We start from the raw sequence: 14,507 nt of genomic DNA on the forward strand, positions 1-14,507 counted from the left end.
CCCGGCATCCTCACCCCCGGGCTCAGACCTGCGCCAGGCCGTCGATGCGGGCGACCTCGTCGTCGGTGAGCGAGAACCCGCCGATCTCCAGGTTGGCCCGGATCCGCTCCGGGGTGGCCGACTTGGGGATGACGACGACGCCGTGCTCGAGGTGCCAGCGCAGCACCACCTGCGCGGGGGTGACGCCGTGGGCGTCGGCGACCTCGCGCAGCACCGGGTCGCCGAGGTCGGTGTTCTTGAACGGGCTGTAGCCCTCGAGGACGACGCCGCGCTCCCGGTGCCCTGCCTCGACGGCGGGGTCGTACCGCGACGGGGCCCAGCTGACCTGGTTGACCTGCGGGGTCACGCCGGTCGCCGCGGTCAGCTGGTCGACCTGCTCCAGCGAGTAGTTGCTGACGCCGATCGCCCGCGCCCGGCCGGCCTCCCGGGCGGCGACGAAGCGCTCCCAGACGTCCGGCCGCGCGCCGCCGGGTGGCCAGTGGACCAGCCACAGGTCGACGGCGTCGACGCCCAGCGCCTCCAGGGACGCCGTCAGCACCTCGTCGGCCCGGTCCGCGCGGGGCGGCGGCAGCTTGGTGGTCACGAACACCTCGTCGCGGTCGACGCCGGAGTCGCGCAGGGCCCGCCCGACCTCGGGCTCGTTGCGGTAGATCGCCGCCGTGTCGAGGTGCCGGTAGCCGGCGTCCAGGGCGGTGCGGACGGCCTCGTAGCACTCGGCGCCGGTCATCAGCCAGGTGCCGAACCCGAGCAGCGGCATGCTGGGCCCGCCGTCGAGCGGCGCGGTGGGGACGGTCTCGGTCATACCGCATGGTCCCGTCGGGCCGGGAGGGCCGACAACACCCGGCGGAGCCGCCTCCGGTCTGGTGGGATGGCCGTGACGGACGGCGAACGGCCGACCGCCGAGGAGGGCCTGCCGTGCAGTACGCCGAGCACGTCATCGAACTGGTCGGGAACACCCCGCTGGTCCGGCTGACGTCCGTGACCCGCGACCTGGGGCCGGACGCGCCCCTCGTCCTGGCCAAGGTGGAGTACCTCAACCCCGGCGGCTCGGTGAAGGACCGCATCGCCGTCCGGATGGTCGACGAGGCCGAGGCCAGCGGCGCGCTGCGGCCGGGCGGGACGATCGTCGAGCCGACCAGCGGGAACACCGGCATCGGCCTGGCGCTGGTCGCCCAGCAGCGCGGTTACCGGTGCGTCTTCGTCTGCCCCGACAAGGTGGGCAAGGAGAAGATCGACGTGCTCAGGGCCTACGGCGCCGAGGTGCACGTCTGCCCGACCGCCGTCGACCCGGCCGACCCGCGCTCCTACTACTCCGTCTCCGACCGGCTGGCCCGCGAGACCCCCGGCGGCTGGAAGCCCGACCAGTACGCCAACCCGGCCAACCCGCGGTCGCACTACGAGTCGACCGGTCCGGAGATCTGGGCGCAGACCGACGGTCGGGTCACCTGCTTCGTCACCGGCGTCGGCACCGGCGGCACGATCAGCGGCACCGGCCGCTACCTCAAGGAGGTCTCCGGCGGCGGGGTGCGCGTCGTCGGCGTCGACCCGGAGGGCTCGGTCTACTCCGGTGGCACCGGGCGGCCCTACCTGGTCGAGGGCGTCGGTGAGGACTTCTGGCCCGACGCCTACGACCGCACGATCGCCGACGAGATCGTCGCCGTCAGCGACGGCGACTCCTTCGCGATGACCCGGCGGCTGGCCCGCGAGGAGGGCCTGCTGGTCGGCGGCTCGTGCGGCATGGCGGTGGCCGGCGCGCTCCGCGCCGCCGAGCGCCTGACGAAGGACGACGTCCTGGTGGTGCTGCTGCCCGACGGCGGGCGCGGCTACCTCGGGAAGATCTACAACGACGAGTGGATGGCCGACTACGGCTTCCTCGAGCAGGCCACCCAGGGCACCGTCGGCGAGCTGCTCGCCGAGAAGGGCGGGGCGACGCCCGAGCTGGTGCACACCCACCCGAACGAGACGGTGCGCGACGCCATCGACATCCTGCGCGAGTACGGCGTCAGCCAGCTACCGGTGGTGCGTGCCGAGCCCCCGGTGACCGCGGGCGAGGTCGTCGGGTCGGTGGAGGAGAAGACGCTGCTCGACGCGCTCTTCGCCGGGCGGGCCAACCTCTCCGACCGCGTGGAGCGGCACATGTCCCCGCCGCTGCCGATCATCGGCTCCGGCGAGCCGGTCAGCGCCGCGGTCGCGGCCCTGGGGACGGCGGATGCGCTGCTGGTGCACGAGGAGGGCAAGCCCGCGGGCGTCGTCACCCGGCAGGACGTCCTCGGCCACCTCGCGGGCCTGGCTCCTACGGTCGAGGCATGAACGGCTCCCCGGGCTTCAACACCCGCGCCATCCACGCCGGGCAGGACCCGGACCCGGCCACCGGCGACGTCGTCGTCCCGCTGCACCTGGCCACCACCTTCAAGCAGGACGGCGTCGGCGGGCTGCGCGGCGGCTACGAGTACGCGCGCAGCGCCAACCCCACCCGGACGGCGTTGCAGGAGGCGCTGGCCGCCCTCGAGCAGGGCCGCACCGGCCTCGCCTTCGCGTCCGGGCTGGCCGCCGAGGACACCCTGCTGCGGACGGTCTGCGAGCCCGGCAGCCACGTCGTCCTCGGCGGGGACGCCTACGGCGGCACCTTCCGGCTCATCTCGAAGGTCGCGTCGCGCTGGGGCGTCGAGCACACGCCGGCCGACCTCAACGACGTGGACGCGCTGCGCGCGGCGATCCGGCCGAGCACGCGGGTGATCTGGTGCGAGACGCCGACCAACCCGCTGCTCAACATCGCCGACATCGCGCTGCTCGCCGAGGTGGCGCACGACGTCGGGGCGCTGCTGGTCGTCGACAACACCTTCGCCTCGCCCTACCTCCAGCGGCCGCTGACGCTGGGCGCCGACGTCGTCGTCCACTCGACGACGAAGTACCTGGGCGGGCACTCCGACGTCGTCGGGGGCGCGCTGGTGGTCGGGGACGACGACGAGCTGGCCGAGCGCCTGGCGTTCCACCAGAACGCGATGGGGGCGGTGTCCGGCCCGCTCGCCGACTGGCTGGTGCTGCGCGGCATCAAGACCCTCGGCGTCCGGATGGACCGGCACCAGGCCAACGCCGCCGGGGTCGCGGAGTTCCTGCTCGGCCACCCGGCGGTGGCGTCCGTGCGCTACCCGGGCCTGCCCGACCACCCGGGGCACGACATCGCCGCCAAGCAGATGTCCGGCTTCGGCGGGATGCTGTCGTTCCGGCTCGCCGACGGGGAGGACGCCGCGCTGCGGGTGTGCGAGCGGGCGCAGGTGTTCACCCTCGCGGAGTCCCTGGGCGGGGTGGAGTCGCTCATCGAGCACCCCGCGCGGATGACCCACGCCAGCGCGGCCGGCTCGCCCCTGGAGGTGCCGGCCGACCTGGTGCGCCTCTCGGTCGGCATCGAGGATGCCGAAGACCTGATCGCCGACCTCGACCAGGCCCTCGCCTGACCCCGTGAGCGAGTGGGAAGGCAAGCTGACCGCGAGCTACCGAGAACTGGTTGCCGAGCTCGAGGCGCTGCTGTACCGGCACGACCCCATCGGCATCGCGTTCGGCGACAACCCGGACGAGTACGCACCTGAGGCGGGCACGATCGCCGCGCGCCTCCAGGACGTCCGTACGGTCGACGACGTCCGGGCAGTCGTGCACGCGGAGTTCATCCGCTGGTTCGACGAGGACACCGCCGGACCTGCAGAGCGGTACCGATCACTGGCCGAGGAGATCTGGACGCTGCTCGGCCGACAGTGATCGCCGCCCTCGCGCCGCAGTCGCGAGGTCGGTCAGCGCGGCGCGGTCAGGATTCGGGGGCCGTCGTCGGTGACCGCCACCGTGTGCTCGACGTGCGCCGCGCGGCTGCCGTCGGCGCTGTACAGCGTCCAGCCGTCGGCGGCGACCCGGTAGTCGTCGCTGCCACCGGCCAGGAACCAGGGCTCGATCGCGATCACCAGACCGGGGCGCGCGGCAGCCCCCGGCCGGGGCGGCCCTCGTTCGGGACGGACGGCGGCTCGTGCATGCTCCGGCCCACGCCGTGGCCGCCCTGGTCGGTGTTGATGCCACAGCCCCCGGCCCTGCCCACGGCGCCGATCGCGGCCGAGATGTCGCCCACCCGGTTGCCGACGACGGCCGCGGCGATCCCGGCGGCCAGCGCGCGCTCGGTGGTCGCGACCAGCTCCAGGTCCTCCGGGCGCGGCGTGCCCACCGGGAAGGTGACGGCTGCGTCGCCCACCCAGCCGTCGAGGGTGGCGCCGGCGTCGACGCTGAGCAGGTCGCCGTCCTCCAGCTCCTGCGGGGTCGGGATGCCGTGCAGCGCGACGTCGTTGACCGACAGGCAGACGACGCCCGGGAACGGCGGCGTGGTCGACAGCGGCGCGTACCCGAGGAACGGCGAGGAGGCGCCGGCGTCGGCGAGGACGGCGCGGGCCACCTCGTCCAGCTGGGTCAGCCGGACGCCCGGGGCCGCGGCCGCACGGACGGCGGCCAGCATGTCCGCCACGACGGCCCCGGCGGCGCGCATCGCGTCCAGCTCGCCGGGGGTGCGGAGCTCGATCACCGGTCCTCCTCGGGCGGCGAGATCGGATGGCCCCCTCCAGGGCGTCCCGGAGCCTCGGATGGCCCCCTCCAGGGCGTCCCCGAGCCTGCGAGGGGACCGAGGAGGGGGTCCTTCTGCCAGGAGGGGGTCCTTCTCCAGTCGGCCATCTGCTCCTCGAACCAGGCCCGCGCCCGGGCGGTGCCCGCCCGGCCGCGCTCCCCCGCCGCGCGCACCCGCTCGGCCAGCTCACCGGACAGGCAGCGCGCCAGGGCGGCGTCGAGCGCCTCGGCGCCGATCTCCTCGGCGGGGACGACGAGCGGCCACTCCAGCGCCGCGGCCTGGCTGGTGACCTTGGCGCCGCCGGCGATCGGGTCGCAGGCGACGACCGGCCGGCCGTGCTTGAGGCCGAGCACCAGCGCGTGCAGCCGCATGCTGACGACGACGTCGGCCCGGCACACCAGCGCCTCGACCTGCGCCGGACGGCGCGCGTGCGGCTTCTCGTAGAGGTCCATGTCGAGCTCGAACCAGGGCAGCGCGCGGTCGGCGAGCCACTCCTCGATGGCACCGCGGACCCGCTCGGCCTGGCTGCGCTCCCCGTACTCCCCCTGCACCGGCGTGAACGCGACCGCGAGCACCGGCACCTGCGGCTCCGGCCCCTCGACGGCCAGGTCCGGACGGGCCAGCCCCGGGGCGTCGCGTTCCCACACGCGGTCGAACAGCGCCCGTGCGGACTCCTGCACCACCGACACGTTGACCGCCCAGCGCTGCACGCCGGCGAAGGCCTCGGTGAGCTCGCGCAGCAGCGGCCGGTCGGCCAGCGGGCCGCTGACGAAGACCAGGTGCGTGTAGGCGGCCGGGTCGACGTCCCGCCAGTCGACGCCGCGCTCCAGGTACGGCGCCCAGGCGACGTCGTGGTCGATGCCCAGGTCGGTGAGCCACCGGGCCACCACGTCGGCACCCAGTTCGTCGCCGACGGTGGCGATCACCTCGTCGAAGGAGAACCACCCGGCGAGCAGGACACGCATGGCCGCCAGCCTCGCACCCACGGGTGACCGGGATCCGTCGGGGGAACGAGATCCTGGTCGCAGCGGTTGTGCCGACCGTCGGCCGACCCCGAGGAGACCCACCGTGAGCGACACCGCCAGCGACCTGGACCTGTCCGCCATCGAGCAGGAGCGCACCCGGATCCGGGAGACGTACCTCAAGCCCTCGGGCGAGCGGCCCCCGTCCACCGCCCGCGGCCTGCACCACACCGCGCTGATCAGCAGCGACGTCGAGCGGACCGTCCGCTTCTACCAGGCCGTGCTCGGCTTCCCGCTGACCGAGCTGATCGAGAACCGCGACTACCCCGGCTCCTCGCACTTCTTCTTCGACATCGGCAACGGCAACCTCGTCGCCTTCTTCGACTTCCCCGGCCTGGACGTCGGCCCCTACGCCGAGGTGCTCGGCGGGCTGCACCACATGGCCATCAGCGTCGACCCCGAGCGCTGGCAGGAGCTGGTGCAGCGGCTGACCGACGCCGGCGTCGAGCACGAGGTGCACAGCGGCGTCTCGGTGTACTTCCGCGACCCCGACGGCGCGCGCATCGAGCTGATCGCCGACCCGCTGGGCGAGATGTACGGCCACCACGTCCTCTGAAGGACCCCGTCCTCCCCACCTTTCGCAGGCTCAGGGCGGGCCCGGGACGGGGCCGTTTCGGACGCGGCTTCAGCCCTGCTGGTCGACCAGGTCGGCGTAGTCGGGGTGCCGCTCGACCCAGCCGCGGACGAACGAGCACAGCGGCACCACCCGCAGCCCGTGCGCACGGACGTCGTCGAGGGCGCCGCCGACCAGCGTGCTGCCCACGCCGCTGCCCTCGGCGTCGGGGTCGACCTCGGTGTGGGTGAAGACCACCCGGTCGCCCCGCCGCTGGTAGGCGGCCAGGCCCAGCACCCGGTCGCCGGCACGGGCCTCGTAGCGGCCGGCCTCGGGGACGTCGGTGACGGTGAGCTCCATGCCGGCGCCAACCCCGCGGGGGACGACGGTGTTCCGTCAGTCGGCGAGCCCCAGCGCCCCGGTCGGACACTGGGCGGCGGCGTCCCGGACGGCGCCCTCGTCGGCCTGCCCGGGCTGCAGCACGCGGACGACGCCGTCCCCCCCCACCTCGAAGACGTCCGGCGCCAGGAGCTCGCAGGTGCCCGAGCCGACGCAGAGGTCGCGATCGACCTCGACGCGCATCAGCGCACCCCGCCCAGCCGGGCCGGCAGCCGCTTGACGCCGTTGACGAACGACGACCGCAGCCGGTTCGGCTCGCCGGTGACCTCGAGGTCGGGCAGCTGGTCGAACAGCGCCCGGAAGGTGACCGCCAGCTCGCGGCGGGCCAGGTGCGCGCCCAGGCAGAAGTGCGGCCCCTTCGACCCGAACCCGACATGCGGGTTGGGGTCCCGGGCCAGGTCGAGGACCTCCGGGTCCCGGAACACGGCGGGGTCGCGGTTGGCGGCGGCGTAGAGGAGCAGGAACTTGTCGCCGGCCCGGAACCGGTGGCCGTTCACCTCGCCGTCCCGCGTGGCGGTGCGCCGCATCCAGGTGACCGGGCTGGTCCAGCGCACGAGCTCCTCGACGGCCGTGCGGTCCAGGCCTGGGTCGGCCGCCCACCGCGCCCGCTGGTCGGGGTGCTCGTGCAGCGCCAGCACGCCCTGGGAGATGGCGTTCCGGGTGGTCTCGTTGCCGGCGATCAGCAGCAGGATGAAGAACGAGGCGATCTCCTGGGAGGACAGCCGCTCGCCGTCGACCTCGGTGGTGACCAACGCGGTGGTGAGATCCGCCTGCGGGTGTGCCAGCCGCTCGGCGGCCAGCCGCTCCATGAGCCCGGCCAGCTCCATCCCGGCCAGCAGGAAGGCGCTGACCGGGTCGTTCTCGTCCTCGATGAGCTCGGGGTCCCCGCCGGAGAGGATGACGGTCGACTGCGCGAGGACGCCGGCGCGAGCGTCCTCCGGGACGCCCATCATGTCGCAGATGACCCGCAGCGGGATCGGCGCGGCGATGTCGGTGACGACGTCGATGACGCCGTCCTGCGCCTCCGCCGTCCGGCGGGCCCGCGCCAGGACGTCGTCGACGACCGCCCGGACCTGGTCGAGCAGCACGCGCGGGGTGAACGCCTTCGACACGATCCGCCGGATCTTGGCGTGCCGGGGGTCGTCCATGCTGATCAGCGAGCCGTAGAACTCGTTGAGGTCGGCCGGGACGTCGGGGATGGACACCGCGCCGCGGCCCGAGCAGAACAGCGCCGGCTGGGAGCTGATGGCGTCGAGGTCGGCGTAGCGGGTGACGGCCCAGCAGCCCGGCCCGACCGGGATCCCGGGCAGCTCGGGTTCGGCGAAGAAGGCGAAGGGCCGCTCCCGGCGCAGTGCCGCGAAGGCCGCGTACCGGACCGACGGTGGCCCGGCCCACCAGTCCCGGTCCGAGAGGTCGAGCGCGTCCAGGTCGACGGGTGCGGGTGAGGCGGCCTCGACGGTCACGGTTGCCCTCCCTGGCGAGCGGAGCGTCGGTGACCACGACGCTAGGGAGCCGGCCGGTGACGCACAACACCCCACGCAGCCGGTGGCACGACGACGAGGGGCCCGGTCACCGTGGTGACCGGGCCCCTCGTGCGTGGTAGCGGGGACAGGATTCGAACCTGTGACCTCTGGGTTATGAGCCCAGCGAGCTACCGAGCTGCTCCACCCCGCGTCGGTGACACCACCATACACGCCCCGCCCCGCCCTCCGACGGGACCGGTGCCGACGGCCCGCTCGACGACCTGTGCCGGCCGGACGTTCCGCCGCATGCTCTCCTACCGGAGGAGCTCGAAGGCCTGCTCCTCGGTGACGTGCAACCGCTCGATCAGGATGCCGATCGCCATGCCGATGCGGCGGTTGCTCGCCAGCGCCCGCTCGGGGACGTCGGTCCGGTTCTCGGCCGCCTCCGCCCGGGTGTGCAGCTCGGCCAGGGGCGGACCGGCGGTCGGCTGCTCCACCCGGGACGAAATCTCCAGGTACTGCCGCCGCCGCTCCTCCGACTGCGCCCTCAGCCGGACGGCGCGGGCCCGCGCCTCCCACTTCAAGGCCCGCTTGGCGCCGACGTCCACGGCCGCGGGACCGGCACCGGGTGGCGCTGTCGGGCACTCGGTGGTGTCGATGGTCAGTCCCCCCTCTCGCGGGACGGTTCCGTTCGACACGATGGTGCACCACCGAGCGGAGCGCCTCCGTGTGGCGGCGGCCAGCTGCTCTCGACCTCCCCGTCAGCTGGTCGTGCGGGCCGGCTCGCCGGGCCGGGGAGCCGGCACCCCCGCCTCCTCGCGAGGCGGCGTCCGGCGGATGCGGGGGCGCAGACGCGACAGGGCCGTGGGGTGCCCGAACGCCGCCGTCAGCCGGTCGAGGAAGACCGCCAGCAGGACGACGGCGAGCCCACCCTCGAACCCGGAGCCGACGTCGAGCTGGGTCACCGCCCGCACCACCACCGCGCCGAGCCCGGCGGCGCCGAGCAGGCCGGCCGTGACGACCATCGACAGCGCCAGCATGATCACCTGGTTGACGCCGGCCATGATCGACGGCAGCGCGAGCGGCAGCTGGACCTCCCGCAGCACCTGCCCGGGCCGGGCGCCGAAGGCCTGCGCGGCCTCCACCACCTCCCGGTCGACCTGGCGGATGCCGAGCTCGGTCAACCGGACGCCCGGCGGGATGGCGAACAGGATCGTCGCCACGACGCCCGGTACGACCCCGACCCCGAAGAAGAAGACGGCCGGGATCAGGTAGACGAAGACCGGTGTCGTCTGCATGAAGTCCAGCACCGGGCGGACGACGACGCTGACCGCCCGGTTCCGGGCCGCCAGGATCCCGATCGGCACCGCGACCGCCGTGGCGACGACCGCCGCCACGAGGACCAGCGCGAGGGTCTGCATCGTCTCGACCCACAGCTCCAGCGACACCACCAGCAGGAACGCCAGGACCGTGTAGAGCGCCAGCCAGGCTCCTGCGCCCGGTCTCCGGGTGGACGCGGACGACCGGGTGCTCGACCGGGACGAGGGCGCGGATCTCCTCCCGCTCCCACCGGGTTCGCTCCTCGCGCTGGGACGGCGTCAGGCCGGACGGAGCGCCCGCGCACCGCAGCAGGTCGACGTGCCGGCGCTCCACGAGCGCGAACCGCACGATCCCGGCCAGCTGCACAGAAATTGCCGTAGTGGCTGTCCCCGCTCCCTCGTCGGAGGGTCACCCCGTGGCCGCGCCGGCTCGTCCCTGCCGAAGGTGGCCGGACACCTGCGCTCCCCGTCTTGGACCCGTGCGGCAAGTCGCCCGTCGCCGCGCGGGGAGCGGTCAGGCCCTGAGGGCCGCGGGCCGCGTGGCACTTCCTGCCCACGGGGCCGAGGGGGCACCGCGAGAGGAGCAGGTGCGGCTGCACGCACGCCGGGCGGCAGCCGCTGACCGGGCCCCTACGACGAGAGAGGCCCGGCGCACACTGCGCCGGGCCTCTCTCCTGTGGTAGCGGGGGCAGGATTCGAACCTGCGACCTCTGGGTTATGAGCCCAGCGAGCTACCGAGCTGCTCCACCCCGCGTCGGTGAGACCACCATACCCCGCTGCTCCCGCCACGTGCAGCGGGGGCCGGCGTGGGCCCCACCACAGCGGGTGGGGCCCACGCCGGCGCGGCCTCAGCCACCCGGCGTCGCCGCCGGCTGCGCGGCCTGGACCTGCGCGGTCTGGTAGGCGGTGACGGCGGCCTGCAGGTCCTCGAGGGCCTGCCCCTGCCCGGCGAAGTCGCCGTTGCGCTGCGCGGTCTCCAGCGCCGCCAGGGCGTCGTTGATCGCCTCGACCGCCTGCTGCATCTCCGGCGTGCTCGGGGTGTCCGTCCCGCCGTCGGCCGGCGGGACCGGGGTCGCCGGAGCGTCCGGCTGGTCGGCCGGCTCGGAGGCGTCCTCGGTGAGGTCGTCGCTGTCGACGGCGGCCTCCCCCGCCCCGGCGCCGAACACCTGGTCCAGGGCCTCGGCGAGCGTGTCGGCGTAGCCGACCCGGTCGCCGTAGTTGACCAGCACCTTCTGCAGCAGCGGGAAGGAGTTCTCCCCCGTGCCCTCGACGTACAGCGGCTCGACGTAGAGCAGGCCGTTGTCGCCGATCGGCAGGGTGAGCAGGTTGCCGAACACCGCTCGCGACTCGGCGCTGTTGAACAGCGTGAGGTCCGGTCGCACCTGGTTGTTGGTGATGAACGACTGCTGCACCTGCTGCGGACCGCGGAAGGGCGTGTTGCCCGGCAGCGTCAGCACCTGGATCTGCCCGTAGGTCTCCGGTGCGCTGGACGCCGACACGAACGCCGACAGGTTCTCCCGGCGGAACGCGTTGAGCGCGCTGGTCAGCTGGAAGCTCGCCTGCGGGTCACCCGGCCGCTGGGCCAGGATGTAGTACGGCGGCTGCGGCTCCTGGGTGTCCTGCGTCGGGTCGGCCGGGACCGCCCAGCGGTCGTTCTGGCTGTAGAAGTCGCCCGGGTCGCTGACGTGGTAGCGGGTCAGGATGTCCCGCTGCACCTTGAACAGGTCCTCCGGGTAGCGCACGTGGCCCTCCAGCTCCGTCGGCATCGCGTCGCGCGGCTCCACCAGGTCCGGGAAGGCCTTCATGTAGGTCTGCAGGACCGGGTCCCGCTCGTCCCACTCGTAGAGCGTGACCGTGCCGTCGTAGGCGTCGACGGTGGCCTTCACCGAGTTGCGGATGTAGTTGAAGGTCTCGTTCGGCAGCGCCGTCGTCCCCGTGCCGGTCAGCGCGTCGGTGGCCGCCTCGCCCAACTCCATCTGCTCGGAGTAGGGGTAGGAGCCCGAGGTGGTGTAGCCGTCGAGGATCCACACGACGCGGCCGTCGATGACCGCCGGGTACGGGTCGCCGTCCACCGTGAGGAAGGGCGCGGCCTTCTCCACGCGGTCCATCGGGTCGCGGACGTACAGCACCTTGGAGGCCTCGTTGACGGCGCTGGAGAGCAGGAAGTTCCGCTCCCGGTAGAAGATCGCGAAGGTCAGCTGCCGGAAGAAGCTGCCGATCTCGACGCCGCCCTGGCCGCCGTAGGTGTTGTTGATCTGGCCCTCGCCGTCGCTGCCCTCGGGCAGGTCGAACTCGCGCGGCTCGGCACCCTCCGGCGCACCGACGACCGAGTAGTCCTGCATCAGCTCGCCGTAGTAGATGCGCGGCTGCTCGACCTCGATGTCGCCGACCGTCGGCAGGTCCCGGGTGGTGAAGCGCGGCTCGCCACCCTCCTGGCCGGCGACGACCTCGTTGGCCGGCGCGGCCACGAACCCGTTGCCGTGGGTGTAGACGGTGTGCCGGTTGATCCAGGTGTCCTGGTTCTCGCTGAGCCCCTCGCTGTTGAGCTCGCGGACGGCCACCACGTAGTCCTGCGTCTCGCCGCCGATCCTGTAGCGGTCGATGTCGAGCTTCTCGGGGAAGCCGTAGACGTTGCGGATCTGCTGGCGCGCGGTGAACGTGGCCGACAGGACGTTGGGGTCCAGCAGCCGGGCGTTGGGGATCGTCTCGGTGTCGTTGCGCAGCTCGGCCAGGGCCGCGGCCGGGTCGACCTGCTCGCCGGTCTCCTGCTGGGCGTACTGGACGTACTCCACGTCGGTCAGGTCGTAGGCCTCGCGGGTCGACTCGATCGCTCGGGCGATGTAGTCGGCCTCGCGCTGGTCGGCGCTGGGCCGGACGACGAACTGCTGCACGATCGCCGGGTAGGCCACGCCGATCACCAGGCTGGAGATGAGCAGCAGCACCAGCGCCGCGGCCGGCAGCCGGAAGTTGCGGACGACGACGTTGGCGAAGAACGCGACCGCGCAGACGGCCGCGGCGAAGACCAGGATCGTCTTGGCCGGCATTAGCGCGTTGACGTCGGTGTAGCTGGCGCCGGTGAACAGCCCGCCGCGGTCGGAGTAGACCAGCGCGTAGCGGTCCAGCCAGTAGGCGACCGCCTTGAGCGCGACGAACAGCCCGAGCAGCACCGACAGCTGCACCATCGCCGCGCTGGTCAGCTTCTGCCCCGGGGTCTGCAGCCGCAGGCCGCCGAAGACGTAGTGGGTCAGCAGCGAGCCGATCAGCGCGAGGATCACGATCGCGAAGCCGAAGCTCAGCAGCAGCCGGTAGAAGGGGTAGTCGAAGACGAAGAACGAGATGTCCAGGCCGAACTGCGGGTCGGTCTGCCCGAAGTCGGTGCTGTTGCGGAACTGCAGCCAGGTCTCCCAGCTGCCCTGCGCAGTGAAACCGGCGAACAGGCCCAGCACGACGGCGACCGAGGTGAGCACCAGGGTGCGGCGCGGCTCGAACGACTGCCGGTAGCGCTCGAGGTTCTGCTGCTCCAGCGACATCGGCCGGAACGTGGGGCGGAACCGGTAGGCCAGGTAGATCGCCAGCGCGGTGAGCCCGCCGGTGGCCACCCCGGCCACGGCGAAGAGCAGCGCGCGGGTCTGCAGCTCGGTCCAGAAGACCTCGGTGAAGCCGGTCTCGTCGAACCACAGGTAGTCGACGTAGACGTTGGTGAGGGTCCCGATAGCCGTGAACAGCACCAGCAGGACGGCGATGGCCCCGATGACCACCTTCGCGCGCCGCGACAGGGTCGGCACGGACACGGGGGGCCGCATGGCCACGAGGGTCTCCTTCAGTCGCGGTCGTGACGCCAGCGCCACGGACGGTGTCGGCCACGGACGGTCGGGCCGACCCGGCTCGGGCCCCTGGGCACCGATCCGGTCGCCCAGACCAACGATCGGGACCGTGCCGGGTTCCCCGGACGCCCGCTCCGGCCGACAGCTTCCCCCAACCGGCGACGCTCGTGTCGCCGCGGCGACGTCAGCAGGACTGCGGGGTCCGTCCGGCGCGGAGGTCCTCGAGCGCGGCGAGCGCGTCGCCGAGGTCCGACACCCGGGCGAGGGCGAGGCCCGGTTGCGGGGCGGCGAGGGCGTCGGCGCAGTTGTCGGCCGGGACGAGGAAGAGCTCGGCGCCGATCTCCTCCGCCGCGATCATCTTCAGCTGGATGCCGCCGATCGGGCCGACCTGGCCGTTGGCGTCGATTGTCCCGGTACCGGCCACCGTGGCCCCGCCGGTCAGGTCGGTGTCGCCGACCAGGTCGAGGATGCCGAGGGACAGCATCAGCCCGGCCGAGGGGCCGCCGACGTCCTCGACGGCGATGTCGATGTCGAAGGGTGCCGCGGGCTGCTCGCGGACCAGCACGCCGAGCAGCGAGCCCTCCCCGTCCTCCGCGGCCCGCGTGGTGACCGTCGCCGTCCCCTGCTGTCCCAGGCGCGTGTACGCGACCGGCACGGTCGTGCCGCCGGGGACCGAGGCCAGGACGGCGTCCAGCGTGGCGAGGTCGGGCGTCGGGCGGCCGTCGACGCTCTCGATCGCGTCGCCCTCCTGCAGCTGCCCCTCGGCCGGCGAGTCCTCGGAGAGCCCGCGCACGACCACCTTCACCGGGTAGCCGAGCTCGGCCAGCGCCGCGGCCTCCGCCGCCTCCTCGGAGGTGAGGAAGGCCTGCCGGTTGGCGTCGCGGGTCTCCTGCTCGGTGCGCCCCGGCGGGTACACGGTCTCGGTGGGGACGACGCTGACCTCGCTGTCGAACCAGCCCTGCACCGCCTCGACCAGGCTGAGCCCGGCCCGGCTGACGCCGACGGTGGTGAGGGTCAGCTCCCCCTCGGTCTCGTTCCGCTCCCTGCCCTCGACGCTGATGATCGGCTCGCCGTCGATCTCGCCCAGCGTGTTGAAGGTGGGCCCGGGGACCTGCGCGACGTACGGCACCGGCACCGCCGCGCCGAGCACGCCGAAGACCACCAGCAGCACCACACCGACGCTGAGGACGGCCATCCGACGGGTCACGACCGGCGAGCTTAGGAGAAGGACCCCCTGCCCCCCGCCGCTCGCAGGCTCGCGGCGGGGCCCTGCCGGGGACCGCCCGTCCGCTCCCGGCGGCGGGACCCTGCAGGGGGCCGCCCGTCCGCTCCC

Annotated in this window: 15 protein-coding genes and 2 tRNA genes; 4 read left to right on the forward strand and 13 right to left on the reverse strand. The window is 73.5% G+C overall.

What is annotated here, in order from left to right:
* Positions 1-22 precede the first annotated feature (22 nt).
* Positions 23-802, reverse strand: a complete 780-nt coding sequence (locus tag CNO22_RS04615) for an aldo/keto reductase (protein WP_100498179.1) — start codon at positions 800-802, stop codon at positions 23-25.
* A 113-nt stretch (positions 803-915) separates the two neighbouring features.
* Here CNO22_RS04615 and CNO22_RS04620 point away from each other — a divergent pair, with 113 nt between their 5' ends.
* From CNO22_RS04620 to CNO22_RS04630, 3 genes are read left to right on the forward strand one after another with little or no spacing between them, the layout of a single operon-like run.
* Positions 916-2,310: a cystathionine beta-synthase gene (locus CNO22_RS04620; protein ID WP_100498180.1), complete on the forward strand. Its 1,395-nt coding sequence runs from the start codon at positions 916-918 to the stop codon at positions 2,308-2,310.
* Complete coding sequence (locus CNO22_RS04625; RefSeq protein WP_100498181.1) at positions 2,307-3,455, forward strand: cystathionine gamma-synthase; 1,149 nt, start codon at positions 2,307-2,309, stop codon at positions 3,453-3,455. Before CNO22_RS04620 ends, CNO22_RS04625 begins: the two co-directional genes overlap by 4 nt.
* A gap of 4 nt (positions 3,456-3,459) precedes the next feature.
* Complete coding sequence (locus CNO22_RS04630; protein WP_232806787.1) at positions 3,460-3,753, forward strand: hypothetical protein; 294 nt, start codon at positions 3,460-3,462, stop codon at positions 3,751-3,753.
* A gap of 32 nt (positions 3,754-3,785) precedes the next feature.
* Here the strand turns inward: CNO22_RS04630 and CNO22_RS28840 are convergent, their stop codons facing one another.
* Genes CNO22_RS28840 through CNO22_RS04640 form a run of 3 tightly spaced genes read right to left on the reverse strand, consistent with a single transcriptional unit; the run spans position 3,786 to position 5,559 of the window.
* Complete coding sequence (locus CNO22_RS28840; protein ID WP_232806788.1) at positions 3,786-3,950, reverse strand: M24 family metallopeptidase; 165 nt, start codon at positions 3,948-3,950, stop codon at positions 3,786-3,788.
* The gene (locus tag CNO22_RS04635) at positions 3,947-4,555 is read right to left on the reverse strand and encodes a M24 family metallopeptidase (RefSeq protein WP_232806789.1); all 609 of its coding nucleotides are present in this window, start codon (positions 4,553-4,555) and stop codon (positions 3,947-3,949) included. The genes CNO22_RS28840 and CNO22_RS04635 overlap by 4 nt, the downstream gene beginning before the upstream one ends.
* Positions 4,552-5,559: a polysaccharide pyruvyl transferase family protein gene (locus CNO22_RS04640; protein ID WP_232806790.1), complete on the reverse strand. Its 1,008-nt coding sequence runs from the start codon at positions 5,557-5,559 to the stop codon at positions 4,552-4,554. The genes CNO22_RS04635 and CNO22_RS04640 overlap by 4 nt, the downstream gene beginning before the upstream one ends.
* Positions 5,560-5,662: 103 nt before the next feature.
* Here CNO22_RS04640 and CNO22_RS04645 point away from each other — a divergent pair, with 103 nt between their 5' ends.
* A complete protein-coding gene (locus CNO22_RS04645) occupies positions 5,663-6,172 on the forward strand; it encodes a VOC family protein (RefSeq protein WP_100498182.1) in 510 nt (169 codons plus the stop codon).
* A 69-nt stretch (positions 6,173-6,241) separates the two neighbouring features.
* On the opposite strand, the gene CNO22_RS04650 is transcribed toward CNO22_RS04645, so the two are convergent.
* The 9 genes from CNO22_RS04650 to CNO22_RS04690 form a co-directional block, all read right to left on the reverse strand.
* Entirely contained in the window at positions 6,242-6,529 is a 288-nt protein-coding gene (locus CNO22_RS04650) for a GNAT family N-acetyltransferase (protein WP_100498183.1), read from the reverse strand.
* A gap of 36 nt (positions 6,530-6,565) precedes the next feature.
* A complete protein-coding gene (locus CNO22_RS04655) occupies positions 6,566-6,751 on the reverse strand; it encodes a ferredoxin (RefSeq protein WP_100498184.1) in 186 nt (61 codons plus the stop codon).
* Positions 6,751-8,031, reverse strand: coding sequence for a cytochrome P450 (locus CNO22_RS04660; RefSeq protein WP_100498185.1), 1,281 nt, complete (start codon positions 8,029-8,031; stop codon positions 6,751-6,753). Before CNO22_RS04660 ends, CNO22_RS04655 begins: the two co-directional genes overlap by 1 nt.
* Positions 8,032-8,165: 134 nt before the next feature.
* A tRNA-Met gene (locus CNO22_RS04665) sits at positions 8,166-8,242 on the reverse strand.
* Positions 8,243-8,345: 103 nt separating this feature from the next.
* Positions 8,346-8,729, reverse strand: a complete 384-nt coding sequence (locus tag CNO22_RS04670; protein ID WP_198588104.1) for an ANTAR domain-containing protein — start codon at positions 8,727-8,729, stop codon at positions 8,346-8,348.
* 63 nt (positions 8,730-8,792) lie between these two features.
* Complete coding sequence (locus tag CNO22_RS04675) at positions 8,793-9,482, reverse strand: ABC transporter permease (protein WP_232806791.1); 690 nt, start codon at positions 9,480-9,482, stop codon at positions 8,793-8,795.
* A 545-nt stretch (positions 9,483-10,027) separates the two neighbouring features.
* Positions 10,028-10,104, reverse strand: a tRNA-Met gene (locus CNO22_RS04680).
* A 94-nt stretch (positions 10,105-10,198) separates the two neighbouring features.
* Complete coding sequence (locus CNO22_RS04685; RefSeq protein WP_232806792.1) at positions 10,199-13,141, reverse strand: UPF0182 family membrane protein; 2,943 nt, start codon at positions 13,139-13,141, stop codon at positions 10,199-10,201.
* 217 nt (positions 13,142-13,358) lie between these two features.
* Entirely contained in the window at positions 13,359-14,381 is a 1,023-nt protein-coding gene (locus tag CNO22_RS04690) for a YlbL family protein (RefSeq protein WP_232806793.1), read from the reverse strand.
* Positions 14,382-14,507: the final 126 nt, after the last annotated feature.

Source organism: Geodermatophilus chilensis (assembly GCF_002802985.1).
GTDB classification, from domain to species: Bacteria; Actinomycetota; Actinomycetes; order Mycobacteriales; family Geodermatophilaceae; genus Geodermatophilus; species Geodermatophilus chilensis.

What these genes read in the sequence shown, in the direction of transcription:
- CNO22_RS04655 (WP_100498184.1), bottom strand. Translation starts at nt 6,751, where the DNA reads ATGCGCGTCGAGGTCGATCGCGACCTCTGCGTCGGCTCGGGCACCTGC.
- CNO22_RS04640 (WP_232806790.1), bottom strand. Translation starts at nt 5,559, where the DNA reads ATGCGTGTCCTGCTCGCCGGGTGGTTCTCCTTCGACGAGGTGATCGCC.
- CNO22_RS04625 (WP_100498181.1), top strand. Translation starts at nt 2,307, where the DNA reads ATGAACGGCTCCCCGGGCTTCAACACCCGCGCCATCCACGCCGGGCAG.
- CNO22_RS04615 (WP_100498179.1), bottom strand. Translation starts at nt 802, where the DNA reads ATGACCGAGACCGTCCCCACCGCGCCGCTCGACGGCGGGCCCAGCATG.
- CNO22_RS04650 (WP_100498183.1), bottom strand. Translation starts at nt 6,529, where the DNA reads ATGGAGCTCACCGTCACCGACGTCCCCGAGGCCGGCCGCTACGAGGCC.